This is a genomic window from Rhizobium binae (assembly GCF_017357225.1).
GTDB lineage: Bacteria > Pseudomonadota > Alphaproteobacteria > Rhizobiales > Rhizobiaceae > Rhizobium > Rhizobium binae.
Genome location: NZ_CP071604.1, coordinates 2,321,816 through 2,342,340, shown reverse-complemented (window position 1 = coordinate 2,342,340; position 20,525 = coordinate 2,321,816). Strand labels below are relative to the sequence as shown.

General features: G+C 63.7%; 17 protein-coding genes and 2 pseudogenes. 13 read left to right on the top strand and 6 right to left on the bottom strand.

The window, feature by feature from the left end:
* Positions 1 to 30 precede the first annotated feature (30 nt).
* Positions 31 to 300, top strand: a pseudogene (locus tag J2J99_RS11485) (GNAT family N-acetyltransferase); the annotation flags it as partial.
* A gap of 133 nt (positions 301 to 433) precedes the next feature.
* Here the strand turns inward: J2J99_RS11485 and J2J99_RS11480 are convergent.
* The gene (locus J2J99_RS11480; protein ID WP_168297093.1) at positions 434 to 1,531 is read right to left on the bottom strand and encodes a hypothetical protein; all 1,098 of its coding nucleotides are present in this window, start codon (positions 1,529 to 1,531) and stop codon (positions 434 to 436) included.
* Positions 1,532 to 1,644: 113 nt separating this feature from the next.
* Between J2J99_RS11480 and J2J99_RS11475 the strand changes: the two genes are divergently transcribed.
* The 3 genes from J2J99_RS11475 to J2J99_RS11465 all read left to right on the top strand — a co-directional run bounded on the left by J2J99_RS11475 (position 1,645) and on the right by J2J99_RS11465 (position 4,092).
* Positions 1,645 to 2,229, top strand: coding sequence for a nitroreductase family protein (locus J2J99_RS11475; protein ID WP_168297094.1), 585 nt, complete (start codon positions 1,645 to 1,647; stop codon positions 2,227 to 2,229).
* Complete coding sequence (locus J2J99_RS11470) at positions 2,229 to 2,846, top strand: flavin reductase family protein (protein ID WP_168297095.1); 618 nt, start codon at positions 2,229 to 2,231, stop codon at positions 2,844 to 2,846. Before J2J99_RS11475 ends, J2J99_RS11470 begins: the two co-directional genes overlap by 1 nt.
* A 100-nt stretch (positions 2,847 to 2,946) precedes the next feature.
* Positions 2,947 to 4,092: a DUF2336 domain-containing protein gene (locus tag J2J99_RS11465; RefSeq protein WP_168297096.1), complete on the top strand. Its 1,146-nt coding sequence runs from the start codon at positions 2,947 to 2,949 to the stop codon at positions 4,090 to 4,092.
* Here the strand turns inward: J2J99_RS11465 and J2J99_RS11460 are convergent.
* Entirely contained in the window at positions 4,089 to 4,505 is a 417-nt protein-coding gene (locus J2J99_RS11460; RefSeq protein WP_168297097.1) for a hypothetical protein, read from the bottom strand. The genes J2J99_RS11465 and J2J99_RS11460 overlap by 4 nt on opposite strands.
* Before the next feature lie 127 nt (positions 4,506 to 4,632).
* On the opposite strand from J2J99_RS11460, the gene J2J99_RS11455 reads away from it, so the two are divergent.
* Entirely contained in the window at positions 4,633 to 5,091 is a 459-nt protein-coding gene (locus tag J2J99_RS11455) for a GNAT family N-acetyltransferase (protein ID WP_168297098.1), read from the top strand.
* A 15-nt stretch (positions 5,092 to 5,106) separates the two neighbouring features.
* On the opposite strand, the gene J2J99_RS11450 is transcribed toward J2J99_RS11455, so the two are convergent.
* The 3 genes and pseudogenes from J2J99_RS11450 to parE all read right to left on the bottom strand — a co-directional run bounded on the left by J2J99_RS11450 (position 5,107) and on the right by parE (position 8,996).
* Positions 5,107 to 6,312, bottom strand: a complete 1,206-nt coding sequence (locus J2J99_RS11450) for an AI-2E family transporter (RefSeq protein ID WP_168297099.1) — start codon at positions 6,310 to 6,312, stop codon at positions 5,107 to 5,109.
* Positions 6,313 to 6,426: 114 nt separating this feature from the next.
* Positions 6,427 to 6,864 (bottom strand): annotated as a pseudogene (locus tag J2J99_RS11445) (esterase-like activity of phytase family protein); the annotation flags it as partial.
* 50 nt (positions 6,865 to 6,914) lie between these two features.
* Positions 6,915 to 8,996: a DNA topoisomerase IV subunit B gene (gene parE, locus J2J99_RS11440; RefSeq protein ID WP_168297100.1), complete on the bottom strand. Its 2,082-nt coding sequence runs from the start codon at positions 8,994 to 8,996 to the stop codon at positions 6,915 to 6,917.
* Positions 8,997 to 9,204: 208 nt separating this feature from the next.
* Between parE and J2J99_RS11435 the strand changes: the two genes are divergently transcribed.
* From J2J99_RS11435 to pyrG, 4 genes are all read left to right on the top strand, one after another.
* On the top strand, positions 9,205 to 10,104 hold the full coding sequence (locus J2J99_RS11435) for an alpha/beta hydrolase (RefSeq protein WP_168297101.1): 900 nt from the start codon (positions 9,205 to 9,207) through the stop codon (positions 10,102 to 10,104).
* A 125-nt stretch (positions 10,105 to 10,229) separates the two neighbouring features.
* On the top strand, positions 10,230 to 11,000 hold the full coding sequence (tpiA, locus tag J2J99_RS11430) for a triose-phosphate isomerase (protein ID WP_168297102.1): 771 nt from the start codon (positions 10,230 to 10,232) through the stop codon (positions 10,998 to 11,000).
* 137 nt (positions 11,001 to 11,137) lie between these two features.
* Positions 11,138 to 11,656: a preprotein translocase subunit SecG gene (gene secG, locus J2J99_RS11425; RefSeq protein ID WP_168297103.1), complete on the top strand. Its 519-nt coding sequence runs from the start codon at positions 11,138 to 11,140 to the stop codon at positions 11,654 to 11,656.
* A 142-nt stretch (positions 11,657 to 11,798) separates the two neighbouring features.
* Positions 11,799 to 13,427, top strand: coding sequence for a CTP synthase (pyrG, locus tag J2J99_RS11420; protein WP_168297104.1), 1,629 nt, complete (start codon positions 11,799 to 11,801; stop codon positions 13,425 to 13,427).
* A 59-nt stretch (positions 13,428 to 13,486) separates the two neighbouring features.
* Here pyrG and J2J99_RS11415 read toward each other — a convergent pair whose 3' ends face one another.
* Complete coding sequence (locus tag J2J99_RS11415) at positions 13,487 to 14,575, bottom strand: citrate synthase/methylcitrate synthase (protein WP_168297105.1); 1,089 nt, start codon at positions 14,573 to 14,575, stop codon at positions 13,487 to 13,489.
* Positions 14,576 to 14,658: 83 nt separating this feature from the next.
* Here J2J99_RS11415 and J2J99_RS11410 point away from each other — a divergent pair, with 83 nt between their 5' ends.
* The 4 genes from J2J99_RS11410 (at position 14,659) to J2J99_RS11395 (ending at position 20,391) form a co-directional block, all read left to right on the top strand.
* Positions 14,659 to 15,804 (top strand): citrate synthase, encoded by a 1,146-nt coding sequence (locus tag J2J99_RS11410; RefSeq protein ID WP_205918857.1) that lies wholly within the window; start codon positions 14,659 to 14,661, stop codon positions 15,802 to 15,804.
* Positions 15,805 to 15,940: 136 nt separating this feature from the next.
* Positions 15,941 to 16,459, top strand: coding sequence for a FecR domain-containing protein (locus tag J2J99_RS11405; RefSeq protein ID WP_168297107.1), 519 nt, complete (start codon positions 15,941 to 15,943; stop codon positions 16,457 to 16,459).
* A 5-nt stretch (positions 16,460 to 16,464) separates the two neighbouring features.
* The gene (locus J2J99_RS11400) at positions 16,465 to 18,321 is read left to right on the top strand and encodes a CHASE2 domain-containing protein (protein ID WP_168297108.1); all 1,857 of its coding nucleotides are present in this window, start codon (positions 16,465 to 16,467) and stop codon (positions 18,319 to 18,321) included.
* 99 nt (positions 18,322 to 18,420) lie between these two features.
* Positions 18,421 to 20,391: a DEAD/DEAH box helicase gene (locus J2J99_RS11395; RefSeq protein WP_168297109.1), complete on the top strand. Its 1,971-nt coding sequence runs from the start codon at positions 18,421 to 18,423 to the stop codon at positions 20,389 to 20,391.
* The last annotated feature ends 134 nt before the right edge of the window (positions 20,392 to 20,525 follow it).

Sequence of the window (20,525 nt, the reverse complement as noted above, 5' to 3'; positions counted from 1 at the left end):
CAACGGAGAGCGGATCATCTCGAGGCCGGCGTGTGCTTCAAAGAACTATCTTATGCCACAGACGCGGACCCGCGGCTGAAGCGGTGGCTGATCCGCTCGATCGAAGGGCTTTCGGGCCGCGATGATTATGTCGGCCTCTACAAGATCTGGCGCCGCGACATCATCGACAAAAGCGATCGCGTCTTCGCCAGGACGCTCGATCTCATCGACGTCGCGATCGAGGTCAAGGGCCACTGGCCGCTCGAACCCGTTCCCGCTGAACCGATCGTCGTCGTCGCCAACCATCCTTTCGGCATCGGCAGTGCTGGGAGTCATTGAGCACGGGTAACAACTGCAAAGATCTGCTCGCCCGCCTCCATGAGGCCGTATTCTCGATGGCGCCGCCCTCAAAGCGGCCGAGACCGTGGCTGAGCCGACACCGCTTGCGGTAAGGTCAATCGAGGCTGGCGCCGTCGCCGCCCTGCGGCACGAGCTGTTCGTAGGAGGGCAGCGGTTCTTCCGGAGCCGGCTGGACGCCCGGCGACGGCGGCGTGCCGGCGGGCACCTGCTGCACCGTGCGCGCCGCACTGGCCGGCTGCTGGGGTTCCTGGTCCTTCATCAGAACCTCGACATCGGTGTTCCTGCCGGCGACGACGGTGAAATCGCGCTGGTAGATCTTGTCCTTGTTGCGGGCTACGGCCGAGTATTCGCCTTCGGCAAGCACCATGGTCGGGAAGGCGCTGACGCTTTCGCCGACGCTGTCGCCGGCCGCCGTCAGGATCGACCAGGCCGTATCGGCGATCGCCTCGCCGCCGGCTTCGGAGACCAGCTTGAAGGTGATCTGGGCGGCGCGGTGCTGGATCGTCGCCTCGGTCAGTTTGCCGGCCTCGACCTGGATGTCGGCGCGGATGACGGCGTTGACGTTGCCATATTCGGAAACGATATGATAGGTGCCGGCGTTGAGGCGCACGACCGTGTTCGGTGAGACGTCGGCCACGACGAGGCCCCGCTCGCCATCGTCGCGCACTTCCGAGGAATAAATCGAGAAGCTCAACTCATCGGGTCGAATGCGGGCATCGGTGCCGGAGACGGCATTGAGCAGCAGGCCGCCGGCATCGAGCACCATCACCTGCTTGTCGACCGCGCCGTCGACCGGTACCGTCAGCTTCTTGGTGACGCCGGCGCGGCCGAAGGAGACATTGACGAAATAATCGCCCGGAGCGAGCTGGAAGGCGGCAGGTCCGCCCTTGGCGCTGGCGATCAGCGGCAGCTTGCCGTCGGTTCCGGCGATCGGGCTAAAGACGTACCAGGACAGACCATCCTCGACAGGCGTGCCGTCGGCGGTCAGTTTGGCTTCCATCGCGACGTCGCGCAACTTGCCGGCTTCGGGGGCGGTGCCGGGCGCCACGAAAGCGTTGAGCTTTGGCATTTTCGGCGTCGATTCGATCTGCTTGAAGTCCTTGAAGGCGTCTTGTGCGCCGGCGCCGAGGGGCGTGACGACCATCAGGGCGATGGCGAGGCCGAGGCGTGCAAAAGGCGAAATGCCAAACATCTGTTTCGTGAACCGATTGACTTCTGAAATCGCAAAGGCCACTTCAAGACCAACGCGATGGCAAATTCAAGACCCACGCTTTGCAGCAGCATAAAAATGAAAGCTTCTCCCGCATGAAATCCGATATCAAGCTGATCGACTACCTCGCCGTGCGCCGCTCCATCCCTGCTTTCCAGATGTGCGAACCCGGCCCAGAGAAGGCCGAAATCGAGGAAATCCTGCGTCTTGCCTTGCGTGTTCCCGATCACGGCAAGATCGCGCCCTGGCGCTTCATCGTCTACCGCGGGCAGGAACGAGTCCGTCTCGGCGAGGCGCTGCTGAAGCTGGCGCTCGAGACTAAACCGGATCTTTCGGAAGAGATGATCAAGGTCGAGCGCACCCGCTTCACCCGTGCGCCTGTGGTCGTGGCCGTAGTCAGCAGGGCGGGGCCGCATATCAAGATCCCGGAATGGGAGCAGCTGATGTCGGCCGGGGCTCTGTGCCTCAACGTCATCCTGTCAGCCAATGCCAATGGCTACGTCGCCAACTGGCTGACGGAGTGGTTCGCCTATGACGAGCGCGCCTATCGGCTGCTCGGCGTCGGATCCGATGAAAAGGTGGCGGGCTTCATCCATATCGGCTCGACGACATTTCCGGCAATTGAGCGGCCGCGGCCGGAGCTTGCCGACACCGTCACCTGGATCGGCGGAGAGGATTGATGTTCTACACGACCGACACCAACCGCCATGGGCTGGCGCATGATCCCTTCAAGGCGATCGTGTCGCCGCGGCCGATCGGCTGGATCGGCAGCAAGGGCAGGGATGGCTCGATCAATCTCGCGCCCTATTCCTTCTTCAACGCCGTCGCCGACCGGCCGAAACTGGTGATGTTTTCTTCCGCCGGGCGCAAGCACAGCCAGCGCAACGCCGCCGAGACCGGCGTCTTCACATGCAATTTCGTCAGCCGCGATCTCGCCGAGAAGATGAACCTTTCTTCAGCTGCACTGCCCTATGGCGAAAGCGAATTCGGCTTCGCCGGACTGACGCCGAAGCAGGCCGAACTCATCGACGCCCCCTATGTCGGCGAGGCTTTCGCGGTGCTCGAGTGCAGGGTTACCGAGATCATCGAACCGACGACGCTGTCGGGCGCGCCGTCCGAAAACGTCCTCGTCTTCGGCGAGGTCATTGGCATTCGCCTCGATGAGGCGATAGTCAGGGACGGACGCCTCGACATGTCGATAGCCCGGCCTGTGGCCCGCATGGGCTACATGGATTACAGCGAGGGCAGCGATGTGTTCGAGATGCTCCGGCCGCAACTGCCGAAGGTGGAGGCCTGAGCGCAAGGCATACAAAGGCTTAAGAAACATGGTGAACCAATCTTAAACCTTTTGCCGCTACGGTCGCGGCAATGAAAGGACGCGAGGGAATCGCGTTCAAGTGCTGGGGCGTCGCGTGATCATAGAAGCTTTCCTTCGTTGGATCGAAACCGCCAAGACCGGCGACCGGGCCCGGGCCGCGAACGCACTTGGTCGAGCCTATCTGCAATCCCGGATGAGCGCGGAGGAGCGGGCAGCGGCCGAGATGGCGATGACCTTTCTGCTCGACGATCCGTCGCCGCGCGTTCGGCTTGCTCTTGCCGAGGCGGTCGCCTGGTCGCCAGATGCGCCGCGCAGCCTGGTCCTTTCGCTTGCCGCGGATCAGCCTGAGATCGCCTGCCACGCGGTTACCTGTTCACCGCTTCTGACCGATGCCGATCTCGTCGATCTCGCCGCTCGCGGCAATGGCGCAACCCGAATGCTGATCGCGGCGAGGGCGCGTGTGACGCGCCCGGTTTCAGCCGCCCTTGCCGAGGTTGGCGATGAAGAAGAATTGCTCTGCCTGCTCGATAATGAGGGCGCTGTCATTTCCGGCCACTCGTTGAAGCGCATCGCCGGACGGCTCGGCGACTGCTGCGATATCCGCAATCTGCTTCTCGAGCGCAGCGATCTTCCGGCCGATGCCCGCCAGCTGCTCACCCAGCACGTCAGCAATGCGCTCGTCGGTCTGCCGCTCGCTCAGGCGGCGATCGGGTTGCAGCGGCTGCAGCGGATCAGCCGCGAGGCGACGGAAGCGGCGATCGTATCGATCGCTGGCGATATCGCGCCGCGGGAGATACCCGACCTCGTCGAACATTTGCGCCTCAACGGCCGCCTGACGCCGTCGTTTTTGATGCACGCCCTCTGCTGCGGGAAGGTGGACTTCTTCGCTGGAGCGATTGTCGATCTGACAGGCTGCGGCGAGCGCCGCGTGCGCTCGATCCTGGCGACGGGACGCATGCATGCGGTGCGGGCGCTCTATGAAGCCGCTGGCCTGCCGAGGGATATCAGCGTGATCTTCGTGGAGGCGACGCTTCTGTGGCGCGAGGCGGCACGGAAGGCACCCGGCAGCGTGCTCGGCACGGTCTGCGGTCGTCTGCTCGAAAAATTCCGCCATCACGACGGCGCACACGGTGCGGTCGGCGAACTGCTCGACATGGTGGAGAAGCTGCATGTCGCCGAACAGCGACAATCGGCGCGCGTCTATGCGGCTCTTGCAGCGGCCTAATCGGATATCCGTGTCACCACCCAGGAATAGCCGGCGGATACGAAATGCACCGGCTTCGAAAGCGTTTCCTTGACGTCCTGTCCCGACGGAAGATGCGCGCGGACCTGGCCGGCGATATTTTCAGCGAAGCTCGCAAGTTTTCCCACGGGTTCTTCGACAGGCTCGGGCGCAGGAATCGGGCCCAGCACGGGCGCCGGCTTCGGCGGCTCGGCGGCGGCGACCGCTTTCGGCGCCTCGCAGACCGCGATCACCGAGGGATAGCTGACATTGGCATAGGCCTTCAGCCGGCGCTCTGCCTCGGCGTCGCAGGCGGCAACCGTTTCCCAACGCTTGTCGACGGTCGCTACATAGCTGCATTGGCTGACGGAATCGTCGCAACCGAGAATCGTCATCGCGATGAGCACCGCTTGCATCTTCTGCTTCCTTGGCTATTGAACCTAACATCGTCTTAGACGGCGCAATTCCAACCGAATGAAGGCAGGAGCATTACTCTGCGTCATGTCAGGCAAAAATTGCGCCTCGCAAGTATCGGGAGCCAGCATGTCCGTCACCATTGCCCAGGAGCCGCCGCGGCAGGAGGGCGTCATCCGCCTTCTCGACCTTTCCGATGCCTATGCGCAGTCGCTCTACCCGGCCGAGAGCAATCATCTGGTGGATCTTTCTGTCCTGGAAAAGCCTTCGGTGAGTTTCTTCGTCGCGCGCAACCACGGCGCTATCGTCGGATGCTGCGCGTTGGTGGAGGCCGGCGACGGTACGGCAGAGATCAAACGCATGTTCGTCGACCCGCAGGCGAGGGGACTGAGGATCGCCAGCGGCCTGATGAAGGCGCTGGAGGCGGTCGCGAGGGAAAAACGAGTGATGGCGATCCGGCTCGAAACCGGCATCTACCAGCCCGAGGCGATCGCGCTCTATCGCAAATACGGATATCGGGAGATCGAGGCCTTCGGCGCCTATCTGCCGGATCCGCTCAGCCTGTTCATGGAAAAGCAGCTGGCCTAGGCAGCTGCGTAGGCTTCAGCCTTCGGCGACGCGGGGGATCGGTTTAGACGGCGGCGGAGCCTGTTCGTCGATGACGATTTGCGGCACGCTCTCGCTGTTCTCGGCGTTGCGGGCCTCGTGGATCCATTCGCGCCAGATGGCGACGATAAGCGCCATCAACACCGGGCCGATGAAGAGGCCTAGGAAGCCCATTGTCTTGACGCCGCCGACGAGCCCGAAAAAGGTCGGTAGGAAGGGCAGCTTGATCGGACCGCCGACAAGTTTCGGCCGCAGCGTCTTGTCGACGATGAAGAGTTCCACCGTGCCCCAGACGAAAAGACCGACGCCGGCGACATGCGCTCCGCTCGCCAGGAGATAGATTGAGACCAGTGTGAAAGAGAGCGGCGCACCGCCTGGTATCAGCGCCATCACGCCGGTCAGCACGCCGAGCGTCACCGGCGACGGCACGCCGGCAATCCAATAGGCAAGGCCCAGCACGATGCCTTCGCCGATCGCGATCAACGTCATGCCCATGACGGTGGAGCTGATCGTCGCCGGGACGACGCGGGAAATGCGCTCCCAACGGTTCGGCAGGATGCGTTCGCCCAGCATGTCGATCTGCTTGGAGAAGGAGAAGCCGTCGCGATAGACGAAGAACAGCGCAATCAGCATGAAGAGCAGCGTCAGGAGAAGGTGGAAGGCGCCGCCGCCGGCTGCAAGCACGGCCCGATAGATGTTGCCGATATTGGCGCCGCTGACGGCCTGAATAAGTTCACCCAAGGCGCCCGGACTGCCGATATATTTTGTCCAGACTTCATCCAGATAGGCTCCTACCCAGGGCAGAGCCACGATCCAGTTCGGCGTTTCGGCACCGGCGCGATTGGCATGGATCGCCCACGCGACCCAGTTGCGCACCTCGCCCGTCGTATAGGTGACTGCAAACCCGATCGGGATGACCAGGAAGGTGATGATCATGAGGATGGCGATAGTCGCGGCAATCGTCGTATTCCCGCCGACGCGCGTAAGAAGCTTGCGATAGAGCGGCCAACTGGCGAAGCCGATGACGAGGGCTGCCAGCACCGGCACCAGGAAACCGTAGAAGAAATAGACGCCGGCGGCGGCGATCAGCACCAGCAACCACCGCGCCGCCGAAATTGAGGGGATCAGCGGCGTCCGAGTTGGCGCCGACGGCCCTAGCCATCGCGACTCATGATTGCTTTTCTGACGATTGAACACACCCACGCGCGCCTCTTCTTATTCTTGTATTCTGGTTATGGGCCATCAACCCGGCGGTTTCAAGGTCCGCGCCGTCAAAGCGTATACAAAGCATCGCTATTCGGCCGTCAACAGGGCGTCTTACTGGTGCGGTCGGCCGAGAACCTTGAAGGCGTAGAATTGTGTCTTCTGGCTGGCCGAAAAATTATTGTCCGAGCCGAGAATGAGGACGTCGGTTCCATCCTTGGTCTTGCCGAGCGACATGGCCTCGATATTGTCGGGGACAAGGCCGATTGCTCTGAGATCAAGGATCTGGCTCTTGCGAGCCGGGACGACACGCTGGTCGTTCTTGGCGAGCGATGCGATGGCGGATATGTCGGTCGCGTCGGCGAGATCCAGCACCATGATCTTGATGTTATTGCCGACGCCCGCGGCATAGCTTCGCTCGACGGCGAGCAGGCGGTGATCGTCGAGAGCGAGCATGTCCGACATGCCATTGTCATTGCCGCCGTCGGCCTTGGCGGCGGCCTGCGGGATCGGCGAGACCGGGTAAACATATTGCGCCTTCGGTTCGCCGGTGATGGTGCGCCGGAAGTATCTGTCGAAGGCTCGGGGCGCCTCGGGCCTGCTTAGATATCGAGGTTCTCGGCGAAGGCGGCGCGCTCCTGGATGAAGCGGAAGCGGGCCTCGGGCTTGGTGCCCATCAGATCGTCGACAGCGCTGCGGGTGCCTTCGAAATCCACCTCGTCGATCAGCACCCGGAGGAGGGTGCGCTTGGACGGGTCCATGGTGGTTTCCTTGAGCTGGGCGGGCATCATTTCGCCGAGACCTTTGAAGCGGCTGATCTCCACCTTGGCCTTGCCCTTGAATTCCGTCTGCATCAGTTCGGCGCGATGATTATCGTCGCGGGCATAGGCGGATTTCGCCCCTTGCGTGATCTTGTAGAGCGGCGGAACGGCAAGGAAGAGATGACCGCCGCGCACCAGCTCCGGCATTTCCTGATAGAAGAAGGTTATGAGCAGCGAAGCGATATGGGCGCCGTCGACGTCTGCATCGGTCATGACGATGATGCGCTCGTAGCGCAGGTCTTCCTGACGATACTTTGCGCGGGTGCCGCAGCCGAGCGCCTGGATGAGATCGGCGAGCTGCTGATTGGCGCCGAATTTCTCGCGGCCGGCGCTGGCGACGTTGAGAATCTTGCCGCGCAGCGGCAGGATCGCCTGGTTGGCGCGGTTGCGCGCCTGCTTTGCCGAACCGCCTGCCGAGTCACCTTCGACGATAAAGAGTTCGGCCCCATCGGCGGTATTCTGTGAGCAGTCGGCGAGCTTGCCGGGCAGGCGCAGCTTGCGCACCGCCGTCTTGCGGTTGACTTCCTTTTCCTTGCGGCGGCGCAGGCGCTCCTCGGCGCGCTCGATCACCCAATCGAGCAGCTTGGCCGCTTCGTTCGGATTGTCGGCGAGATAGTGATCGAAGGGGTCGCGCAACGCGTTCTCGACGATGCGCTGGGCCTCGACGGTCGCCAGCTTGTCCTTGGTCTGGCCGACGAATTCCGGCTCGCGGATGAAGACCGACAGCATGCCGACGGCCGAGATCATCACATCGTCGGTGGTGATCTGCGCCGCACGCTTGTTCTGCGTCAGTTCGGCATAGGCCTTCAGCCCCTTGGTCAGCGCGATGCGCAGGCCAGCCTCGTGCGTGCCGCCTTCAGGGGTCGGGATGGTATTGCAATAAGAATGCACCTGCGGATCGCCGCCGTACCAGGTGATCGCCCATTCCATCGAGCCGTGGCCGCTGGCCTTCTCGGTCTTGCCGGCGAAGATCTCGCGGGTGACGGTGAACTCCTTGCCCATCGTCGCCTGGAGATAATCTTTGAGGCCGCCGGGGAAGTGGAAGACCGCCTTGTCGGGCACCTCCGACCCTTCCGGCAGAACGCCCGCGTCGCAGCTCCAGCGGATTTCGACGCCGCCGAACAAATAGGCCTTGGAGCGCGCCATGCGAAAGACACGGGCGGCATCGAACTTCATATGCTCGCCGAAGATCTGGGCGTCGGGATGGAAGCGCACGCGCGTGCCGCGGCGATTGTGGACGTCACCCAATTCCTCGAGCCCGCCCTGTGGCAGGCCGCGGGAGAAACGCTGGCGGTAGAGCTTGCGGTTGCGCGCGACCTCGACCTCGAGGAAGTCGGACAGCGCATTGACGACCGAGACGCCGACGCCGTGCAGACCGCCCGATGTCTCGTAGGCCTTGCCGTCGAATTTGCCGCCGGCATGCAGCTTGGTCATGATGACTTCGAGCGTCGATTTGCCCGGAACCTGCGGATGGTTCTCGACGGGAATGCCGCGGCCGTTGTCGGTGACGGTGAGATGACCCTGCATATCGAGATGCACTTCGATGAAATTGGCGTGTCCGGCGACCGCCTCGTCCATCGCATTGTCGATGACTTCGGCAAAGAGGTGATGCAGCGCCTTTTCGTCGGTGCCGCCGATGTACATGCCCGGGCGCATGCGCACCGGCTCGAGGCCTTCGAGGACGCGGATCGACGAGGCGCCGTATTCGTCCGCATTCGATCCGGCGGGCGCCGGGCGCGCAGAGGCGGCGGGCGGCGTCGCAGCGGCGGGCGCTGGCCGCTCAGCCGGCGTGGCTGGCTTGAGCGCCTCCTCGCGTTTTTCAGAGAGGGGCAGTCCGGAAAAAAGGTCGTTGCTGTCGTCCATGGAGCCGTTCAGATCTTCATCCTGTCTTGGGCTTGCATCCGCCGCCGACCCAAAATCACCGCATTTGATGTCACGTTTGCGAATCAGGCAGATTCTGCCAGAAAGCACCTCTATACGCGACACCGCCAATTTTGGCGGAGTTTGACACATGATTTGCGTTGCCGGGCGCGGAATGGCAAGCGGCGGCAGGCTTCAGGAAACCATCCGCATGCGAATGTCCACAAGTGATTGCACTGTTATCACCGCAATTGCGGCGTTTTTTCTGTCTGCGACCATGCTGTCATCAGGCGGGCCGGCGCAGGCGGCCGGCGCGCTGGCGCCCTTCAAGGACGAACTGTTCTCGAAGCAGACCATTCTCCAGACGGGCGACGACGGTGCGTTCGAGGTCATCGACTATAACGAGATGCGCGATATCAACGGCCGCGACCAGGTCCCGCAAAAGCGGGTGCAGCAGAAGTACGTGGCGCTCGGCATCCGCAAGGCCCAGGCAGACGAAACGCTCTCCCTCGACGGCATCAGTCTCGATGTCACCAGGGTGGGACCGACGCAAAATGCCGCATTCACGGTGATTTTCATCCACGGCCGCGACGGCGACCGCCGGCTCGGGGCCAACGACTACAGCTTCGGCGGCAATTTCAACCGGCTGAAGAACCTCGCCGCCGGCAATGGCGGCGTCTATTATTCGCCGACGGTCAAGAGCTTCGACAGCAACGGCGTTGCCGCCATTGCCGGCCTCATCCGTTATGCCAGCGCCCAATCGCCCGGCCGTCCGGTCATTCTCTCCTGCGCCTCGATGGGCAGCCAGGTCTGCTGGGGCATTGCCCGCGACGAGGCCAGCGTCCAACGGCTGAAGGGCATGCTTGTGATGAGCGGGGTTACCGATCCTGATTTCACCAGAAGCGCCTTCTACAAAGCGAAACTGCCGCTCTGGTTCGCGCATGGCAGCCGCGATCCGGTCTATGCCGCCAGCGACCAGCAGACGCTGTTCGAAAAACTGCACAAGGCAAAATATCCGACGCGCTTCACGCTGTTTCAGACCGGCAATCACGGAACGCCGATCCGGATGATCGACTGGCGCAGGGTGTTGAATTGGATTCTTGCGGCCTAGCGGCGGATTTTCGGCAAAATCTGCCTGGGATCGCCGAGATTCCCCTTACGTCAAGGGCATCACGCTTTTCTTTGCCGCAAGCTTTTGATATGGCCGCAGCATAAGCAGATTGAGGGAAGGCCGGCATGACACCTGACGTGCGCCCGCTCGTGGCGGGAAATTGGAAAATGAACGGCACGCGTGCCTCTCTGGATCAGATCAAGGCGATCGCCGAGGGTGTTCGCCCGCCGCTCGCCGACAAGGTCGAGGCGCTGATCTGCCCGCCGGCGACGCTGCTCTATGTGGCGACCGCGCTTTGCACCGACAGCCCGCTTTCGATCGGCGCGCAGGACTGCCATCAGAAGGCGTCCGGGGCACATACCGGCGACATCTCGGCCGAAATGATCGCTGACAGCTTCGGCACCTACGTGATCGTCGGCCATTCCGAACGCCGCACCGATCACGCCGAAACGGACCACCTGGTGCGCGCCAAGGCGGAGGCCGCCTTTGCCGCCGGGCTGACGGCGATCATCTGCATCGGCGAGACTGCAGACGAACGCCGCGCCGGGCAGGCGCTCGACATCATCAAGCGCCAGCTTTCGGCTTCCGTTCCCGATGGCGCAACCGCCGAGAATACTGTCATCGCCTATGAGCCGATCTGGGCGATCGGTACCGGTGTGACGCCGACTTCGGGCGACGTGGAAAAGGCGCATGCCTTCATGCGCGCCGAAATGGCGGCACGCTTCGGCGAAGAGGGCCGCAAGATGCGGCTTCTCTATGGCGGCTCGGTGAAGCCGGCCAATGCCGGCGAACTGATGGGCATTTCCAATGTCGACGGCGCGCTGATCGGCGGGGCGAGCTTGAAAGCCACCGACTTCCTTGCCATCTACCGGGCGTACGAGGCGCTGCTCGCCTGAGGCTTTGTTTATTCCCGGGTTATTCGTTCAATCCGGGCGTATTCTCGGCCGAAGGGCTTGGAATAGATGAACGCCTCATGTAAAGAGCCGCCAGAATTTTCAATTATGTCCGTCTTCCGGCGGGCAGGACTGGACCCATGCAGACAGTATTGATTGTCATCCATCTTATGATCGTGCTCGCCCTCGTCGGCGTCGTGCTCATCCAGCGCTCGGAAGGCGGCGGCCTCGGTATCGGCGGCGGTTCGGGCTTCATGTCGGCCCGTGGCACGGCCAATGCGCTGACGCGGACGACCGCCATCCTCGCCACGCTGTTCTTCCTGACGTCGCTTGGCCTCGGCATACTGACGCGTTACGAGGGCCGCCCAAGCGACATCCTCAACCGCATCCCGGCCACGAGTGGTCAGGGCAACGGCATTCTCGATTCGCTTGGCGGCGGTGCACAGGCTCCGGCCAGCCAGCCGGCCGGCAACGGAGTTCCGAGCAGCGGCGCCGCCGCGCCCGCTCCGCAGGCTCCGGCAGCCCAGGCCCCGGCGGCCAGCGCGCCTTCAACGGATGCGCCGGCAGCAACCGCACCGGCAACGACTGCCCCCGCAACGCCAGCAGCTCCGGCCGCGCCGGCGCCGGCTCAGCCCTCCGGCGTCCCGACGGGACAGTAAACCGGTCTTCGACATAAACCGCCGGCAGGCCCTCGGGTCTGCCGGTTTTCTTTTGTTCAGATTCCGCGTCAGGCTTCGAAAGTTCTGGAAAAGAATTTTTGGGCTGGTGGAATCGTTTTTGAAAAGGTATCCGGTGAATCCCATGGCGCGATACGTATTCATCACTGGCGGCGTGGTTTCCTCCCTCGGAAAAGGAATCGCGGCCGCGGCTCTCGGAGCCTTGCTGCAAGCTCGTGGTTATCGGGTCCGGCTTCGCAAGCTCGACCCCTATCTGAACGTGGATCCGGGCACGATGAGCCCGACCCAGCACGGTGAGGTCTTCGTCACCGACGACGGCGCGGAAACTGATCTCGATCTTGGTCACTACGAGCGCTTCACCGGGCGTTCGGCGACCAAGACCGACAACATCACCACCGGCCGCATTTATAAGAACATCATCGACAAGGAACGGCGCGGCGACTATCTCGGCGCGACGGTGCAGGTCATCCCGCACGTCACCAACGAGATCAAGGATTTCGTCACCGAGGGCAATAAGGATTACGATTTCGTCATCTGCGAGATCGGCGGCACGGTCGGCGACATCGAGGCCATGCCGTTCATGGAGGCGATCCGCCAGCTCGGCAACGACCTGCCGCGCGGCACCGCGGTCTATGTGCATCTGACGCTGATGCCCTATATTCCGGCGGCCGGCGAACTCAAGACCAAGCCGACCCAGCATTCGGTGAAGGAACTGCAGGCGCTCGGCATTCATCCCGATATCCTGCTGGTGCGCGCCGATCGCGAAATTCCGGAAGCGGAGCGCCGCAAACTCTCGTTGTTCTGCAATGTGCGCCCGTCCGCCGTCATCCAGGCGCTCGATGTCGCCAATATCTATGACGTCCCGATCGCCTACCACAAGGAAGGCCTCGACGACGAAGTGCTCGCCGCTTTTGGGATCGAGCCGGCGCCGAAGCCGCGCCTCGACCAGTGGGAAGAGGTCTGCAACCGCATCCGTACGCCAGAAGGCGAGGTGACGATCGCGATCGTCGGCAAATATACCGGCCTCAAGGATGCGTATAAGTCGCTGATCGAGGCGCTGCATCACGGCGGCATCGCCAATCGCGTCAAGGTCAATCTCGAATGGATCGAGTCCGAGATCTTCGAGAAGGAAGATCCGGCGCCCTATCTGGAAAAGGTGCATGGCATCTTAGTGCCGGGCGGCTTCGGCGAGCGAGGCTCCGAGGGTAAAATCCATGCGGCGCGCTTCGCCCGCGAGCGCAAGGTGCCGTATTTCGGCATCTGTTTCGGCATGCAGATGGCCGTCATCGAGGCGGCGCGTAATCTGGCCGACGTGCAGGTCGCTTCGTCGACCGAATTTGGCCCGACGAAGGAACCGGTGGTCGGCCTGATGACCGAATGGGTCAAGGGCAACGAGCTGCAGAAGCGCACCGCGGCCGGCGATCTCGGCGGCACGATGCGCCTCGGCGCCTATAAGGCGGCGCTGAAGAAGGGCACGAAGATCTCGGAAATCTACGGTTCGACCGATATTTCCGAGCGTCATCGCCACCGCTATGAGGTCAATGTCGACTACAAGGACCGGCTCGAGAGCTGCGGCCTCGTCTTCTCCGGCATGTCGCCGGACGGCGTCCTGCCGGAGACCATCGAATATCCCGATCACCCCTGGTTCATCGGCGTGCAGTATCACCCCGAACTGAAGAGCCGCCCGCTCGACCCGCATCCGCTGTTTGCCAGCTTCATCGAAGCTGCAACGGAACAGAGCCGTCTCGTCTGACGAGTGCGGCACCAGATCGCGCGATTACGCGCGATCTGGATATCCTTCCGGATCAGCCTTCATGCAGCAGCCGGCAACGGCCCGATATAGACCGAACGCGGACGAATCAGCCGCCCGTTGAGCGCTTGTTCGCGCGCATGCGCCAGCCAACCGACGGTGCGGCCGATAGCGAACACGCCGGTGAAGGCTTGCCGCGGAAAGCCGAGCGCTTCGAGCAACAGCGCGGTGTAGAATTCGACATTGACGTCGAGCGGCCGGTCCGGCTTGCGCGCCTTCAGAATCGCCAATGCTGCGGCCTCTACGGCTTCCGCCAGCGCACCGCGGGCGCTGTCCACCTGTCCTGACGCTATCAGCGGCTTCAGCGCGCCTTTCAGCGCATCGGCGCGCGGATCGCGGACGCGGTAGATGCGGTGGCCGAAGCCCATCAACCTTTCGCCGCGATCGAGCGCCTCGCCGAGCCAACGGCCGGCATTCTCCGCCGTTCCCACTGCATCCAGCATGTCGAGGACGGGCCCCGGCGCGCCGCCATGCAGCGGTCCCTTTAGCGCGCCCAGCGCCGCCAGCACGGAAGAGGTGAGGCCGGCTTGGGTCGAAGCGATGACGCGCGATGCGAAGGTCGAGGCGTTGAGACCATGGTCTGAGATCGTCACGAGATAGGTATCGAGCGCCGCCACTTGCTCCTTGCTCGGCAATTTTCCGGTCAACATGCGCAGGATATCGGCCGCCTGCGACAGCGCGGCGTCGGGAGCGATCGGCTTTTGGCCGCGCTGCAGCCGGAGCACCGCGGGCAGGAAGACTGCGGGCGCCGCCAGAAGGCCGAGCGCGGTGTCGAAATCCTCTCCGTCGGGCAGCCGTGCGATCAGCGCCCGCATCGCATCGACCGGCGGCAGCGCGAGCAGGGTGGCGTCGGCTGCCTCGGTATGGACGAAGATTTTCGTTCGCGCTTTCGCCAGCCAGCCGCGCAACTCCGCTTGATCGAAGCTCCGCTCCATCAGACCATCGAGCAACAGGGCGGCGACGCCCTCATAGGTTCCATCCGCGACGAGACGATCCAGCGATACGCCGCGGATAATCAGCCGCCCCGCTTCGCCATCGACATCCGAGAGCTGCGTTTCGGCGGCAATGACGTCTTCCAAGCCATTTTTCATATTGTTTCTCCTTTACCACAAAAATGATCCGGCCTAGTTTCATTGACGTCAATCTTGATGCAATTGATCAATATGAGGCTCCGATGCCGTGGCTGACCGCCGAACAGGCGCTGCAGGCACTGAAGACCAAGCCGCAGACGCTTTACGCCAATGTCAGCCGCGGGCGCATCCGCGCCAAGCCCGATCCAGCCGATCCGCGCCGCAGCCTCTACCAGGCTGCCGACGTGCAGCGACTGGCCGAACGCCATGCAGGCCGCCGCAAGGCCGAAACGGTTGCCGCCGAGACGATACGCTGGGGCGACCCGGTTCTCTCCTCGGCGATCGCCACCATCATCGCAGGACGGCTTTTCTATCGCGGAGAGGATGCCACCGATTTCGCCGAGGCGGCGACGCTGGAGCAGACTGCGGCACTTCTCTGGAACGGCGCGGCAACGCTCTTCTCAAGCACAGGATCCGGAAGTGCGCCGCCCTCGATTCAGGCTGCGTTCCTGGCGCTGGCAGGGCGGGTGACGGCGGATCTGCCAGCGCTCGGTCGATCGCAGGTGGCCCTGCGGCGCGAGGCGCACGGCGTTGTCTCGACCATCGCCGATGCGCTGGCGGCGGGGCCTGCGGACCAGCCGCTGCATCTGCGGCTGGCGGCAAGCTGGGACCGGCCGGATGCCGCCGATTGCCTGCGCCGGGCGCTGGTACTGCTTGCCGATCACGAGCTCAACGCCTCGACCTTTGCGGCGCGGGTCACCGCCTCGGCGGGTGCCGCATTGTCGGCCGCCGTGCTCTCCGGTCTCGCAACGCTGACGGGGCCGCTGCACGGCGCGGCCTGGCAGCGTGTCAACGCGCTGATCGAGTCATCCTCGGCTCTCGGCGCGGAGCAGGCGATCCGCCGCTCGCTTGTCCAGGGCAATCACCTCGCGGCCTTCGGCCACCCGCTCTATCCCGATGGCGATATCAGGGCTCTGGCGTTGCTTTCGCACTTTTCCCTGCCGCCGCAATTTGCCGAGTTTCGAGAAACGGGCGAGGAGATGGTCGGCGAGAAGGTCAATGTCGATTTCGCGCTTGCCGCCATGGCCGCCGCCTTCGGTCTGCCTCGAGAGGCGCCGATCATCATTTTTTCGCTTGCCCGTTCCATCGGCTGGCTCGCGCATGCGATGGAGCAGATCGAGAGCGGAGAGTTGATTCGGCCGCGCGCGCGTTATGCCGGGCCGGCGCCGCAGGTAAGAAGTGGTCCCTGAGAAGTCGCCGGTGGTTTTACCGGTCTGCTTTTTCGCCTAGGGAAATATCGGAATTCGGCTATCATGGCTGATATGGAAGAAGACGGTTGGCGGGCGCTTTCGCACAAGCTGTTCCGTACGGTCAAAGGGGCTTTCGATGCATACGACGCTTCGCAACCTGTTTGCCGCCGCGCTGGCTGCCGGCTTCATACCGCATGGGGCGGCCTTCGCGCAGTCTGCAGGCTGTGCAATATCGCGTGACGCCGGCGCCCGTCAGGTGCTGAACTGCCCCGGCGGCGTCAAGGTGACGGCAGAAGCCGGAGCATCTTTCCGCCTTGCCGACCGCAACCATGACGGTAGTCCCGACTCAGCGTCGCTGCGGCGCAAGGCCATTCTTGTCGATGTCGACAGCAGTCAGCACACAGGTGGTTTCCAGGTGGTGACGCCGCAGGCGATTGCTGCCGTGCGCGGCACGCAATGGGCCGTCGACGTCGCAGGCGGCAAGACCTCGGTGCTGGTGGTCAGGGGCAGCGTTGCCGTCCGTCGAACGGCCGGCGAACCCGTGGTGCTGTCGCCAGGCGAGGGCGTCGATGTGACCAGCTCAACCGAACCCCTTGTCGTGCGCCGCTGGCCGGCGCCGCGCGTCGCTGCCCTTCTTGCCCGCCTCGGCCAATAGATATCATGAGCCATCGTCTGCTGACCGTGATCGCGCTGCTGTTCGCCGGTCTCTGGGGCGCGTCACTCGGTTATCTCAATCTCAACGGCGAAGTCCGCCTTCTCGACCGGGTGGAAGCCACGCTTGCGGATATCCGCAGCCTCGTGGTCGGGGCAAGAGAGCCGCCGGCCGTCGTTTCGATCGTCGCGATCGATGACCGAACCGCCGCCGTCCACGGCTATCCGCTCGACCGCGCGACGCTTGCCCACCTCGTCGGCGCGATCAATGCGGGCAAGCCGAAAGCCCTGGCGCTCGACATCTTGCTCGTCGATCCCGGGCCGGAGGAGGGTGATGCTGCCCTGACCGTCGCCTTGCGTCAAGGGCCGACCATTATTGCGGGCGCGGCCACTTTTGCGCAAAGCAGACAGCGGGTCAGCAATGCCGCCGAAGACCCGTTGGCCGCCATCCCCGAGGCAAGCCAGCTTCTGCTGCCGCTCCCGCGCTTTGCCGAGGCGGCCGCGGTCGGCATCGTCAATGTCGCAACCGATCAGACCGGTACGCCGCGTTTCATTCCGCTGATTTCGCGCAGCGCCGACCGGCTGGATCCGGCTTTTCCGCTGCGTGTCGCCTCTGTGGCGCTCGGCGCCGATCCGAGTATCGAACGCGATGCCATCACACTTGGAGCGCTGCGTATCCCCACGGATATCGGACAGCGCCTGCCGGTGACCTTCTATGGCGGGCGCGGCAGCATCGCCACCTTCAGCGCCGCCGATGCGCTTGACGGCAAGCTGCCGGCAGCGGCGGTGGCAGGCCGCATCGTCGTCATCGGTTCGACGGTCACCGGCGGCGGCGACGTCTTCCCGACGCCGTTCGATCCCGTGATGCCCGGGGTCGAGGTGATGTCGACGGCAATCACCCATCTCGTCACCAGCGACGGCATGGTGCGCGATCACAGGATGAGACTGATCGACGCCGGCACGGCCATCGGCCTGGCGCTCCTGCTCGTTTCGCTGGTGGCCTGGCGGCGGAGTGCTGCGGGTTATCTCATCATCGTGATGGTTCTGGTGGTCTGGGCCATGCTCAATCTGTCGGCCTTTGCCCATGGTTATTGGCTGAGTGCGGCACTGCCGATCGCCGCAGCGCTGCCGCCGGCATTGATGCTCGGTGCGGCCGAACTCTGGCTCGACCGCGGCCGCGCCCGCCATTTCGCCGAGCAGAGCGCCCTTCTGCAGCGCATTGAGGCTCCCGGTCTTGGAGAATGGCTGGCGCGCGATCCTAATTTCCTTGCCGCGCCGGTGCGGCAGAATGCTGCCGTCATCTTCATCGATCTCTCCGGTTTCACCGGGTTCAGCGAAAAGCTCGGACCGGTCAAGGTCAGCGAAGTTCTGAGCGGTTTCTTCGAAATCATCGATGAGGAGGCCCGCGCTCACGGCGGCGCCATCACCAGCTTTATGGGCGACGGGGCAATGATCCTGTTCGGCCTGCCGGAGCCGGCCGATGACGATGCAGCCCGCGCCGTCGCTTGTGCGGTCGGCCTCTGCGAGCGTACGCGGGCTTGGCTTGGCGCGCATGCGGGCTTTGCCGAGAAGAAGATCGGCTTCAAGGTCGGCGCCCATTGCGGCCCGATCGTCGCATCGCGGCTCGGCACTGGCGACCGGCAGCAAATCACCGCGGCCGGCGACACGGTGAATGTCGGCGCCCGGCTGATGGAGGTCGCCGCCAGCAACGGCGTGGAACTGGCGCTGAGCGACGAAATCGTCCGCGCCGCAGGCCCCGACAGCGCGCTGCTGCAGGCCGGGCGGATGGATGGTCCGCTGGAAACGGAGCTGCGCGGCCGGGCAAGCCATATCGACGCCTGGCTGTGGCGCAGCCGCACGCTTTGACAATCGCTGCGGGAGCGGCTAGGAACGGCGCAAAATATCCCGCCGGCTGGCTCCGGCCATGGCGCATTTCGCGCCTGACAGCTCCGAAAGATCGAACTCATGACAGAATTCAACGGCGTCGTTCCGGCGATCGCCAAGGCGTTGCAGAAGCGCGGTTACGTCGAACTCACCCCGGTGCAGAAGTCGATGCTCGATCCGGATCTCGCCGCGTCCGACGCCCTGGTTTCCGCGCAGACCGGTTCCGGCAAGACCGTTGCCTTCGGGCTGGCGCTAGCGCCGACGCTGCTTGAGGGCAGGGAACGCTTCGGCAATGCCGGTGCTCCGCTCGCCCTCGTCATCGCCCCGACCCGCGAGCTTGCCCTGCAGGTCAAACGCGAGCTCGAATGGCTTTATGAGATGACCGGCGCGGTGATTGCCAGCTGCGTCGGCGGCATGGACATCCGCAGCGAGCGCCGCTCGCTGGAACGCGGCGCCCATATCGTCGTCGGGACGCCGGGGCGGCTCTGCGATCATATCCGCCGCAATGCGCTCGACATGTCGAAGCTGAAGGCCGCGGTGCTCGACGAGGCCGACGAAATGCTCGATCTCGGCTTCCGCGAGGACCTGGAATTCATTCTCGATTCGGCGCCGGACGAACGGCGGACGCTGATGTTTTCGGCCACTGTGCCGGCGGCGATCGCCAAGCTTGCCAAGAGCTATCAGCGCAATGCCGTGCGCATCAGCACCGCGGCCGAGGAAAAGCAGCATGTCGATATCGAATATCGCGCGCTTGTCGTGGCTCCGAGTGACCGCGAAAACGCGATCATCAACGTGCTGCGCTATTACGAGGCGACCAACGCCATCGTCTTCTGTTCGACACGTGCCGCCGTCAATCATCTGACCGCGCGCTTCAACAACCGCAATTTCGACGTCGTGGCGCTTTCCGGCGAACTGACGCAGAACGAACGCAGCCATGCGCTGCAGGCGATGCGCGACGGCCGCGCCCGTGTCTGCATCGCGACCGACGTCGCTGCCCGCGGCATCGACCTGCCAGGCCTCGATCTCGTCATCCATGCCGACCTGCCGACCAATCCGGAAACGCTGCTGCATCGCAGCGGCCGTACCGGCAGGGCCGGGCGCAAAGGCATCAGCGCCATGATCGTGCCGTTGAACGCGCGACGCAAGGCCGAACGCCTGCTGGAGAACGCCGGCATTTCAGCTGCCTGGGCGCGACCGCCATCTGCCGAGGAAGTGAACGAGCGCGACGACGAACGGCTGCTTGCCGATCCGATTTTTCACGACGCGCCGCAGGAAGAAGAGCAGGGGCTGGTGCAGCAACTTCTCGCCAGCCACGGCGCCGAGAAGCTCGCCGCCGCCTTCCTGCGCCTCTACCGCACCAATCATTCGGCTCCGGAAGATCTGATCGAAGTCAGCGTGCAGGACGAGCGCAACCGCAAGCGTCGCGACAATGCCGAGCCCTATGCGCCGGCACAGAAGGGACCGCGCGAGGATTTCGGCCCCAGCGTGTGGTTCTCCGTCTCGGTCGGGCGCAAGCAGAATGCGGAGCCGCGCTGGCTCATCCCGATGCTCTGCCGCAATGGCAACGTGACGAAGCGCGAGATCGGCGCGATCAAGATGCAGCCCGAGGAAACCTATGTCGAGATCGCCGTAGCAAGCGCCGACGGTTTCCAGGAGGCTCTCGGCCCGAACAAGACGCTGGAACGCGGCATCCGCGTCACCAGGCTTTCCGGTACACCGGATTTCAGCCGTGCGGCGGCGGCCAAGCCCTATGCCGGCAAGACCTCGCGTGACGAACGGCCGGGCGACTCCTTCCGCGATGAGCGGCCGACGAAGAAGTTCGGCAAGGGTTCGGCCGGCGGTTACGCCGCGGCTGAGAATGGCGGCCAGGAGCGGCGAGACAGCAAACCCTGGAGCAAGAAACCCGGCAAGCCTGGCTTCGATCGCCAGAAATCCGACAAGCCCGGATATGACAAGCCGAAATTCGAAGGCGGCAAATCCGAACGCCCGAAATATGAGGGCAAGGGCGACGCGGGGCCGAAGAACAAGTTTTCGAAGAAGAAGCCCGGCTGATTTCGCCGGGCAGAACAGCGATATGCCGCATTCACATGAGGACTTTTGAATCGGATTTCGCGATGGGCAGCACTGCTGTCTTGTTGGACGAAGATTGCGCCTAACCCTGGCCCTGGCCGGGGTCAAGACCCGTG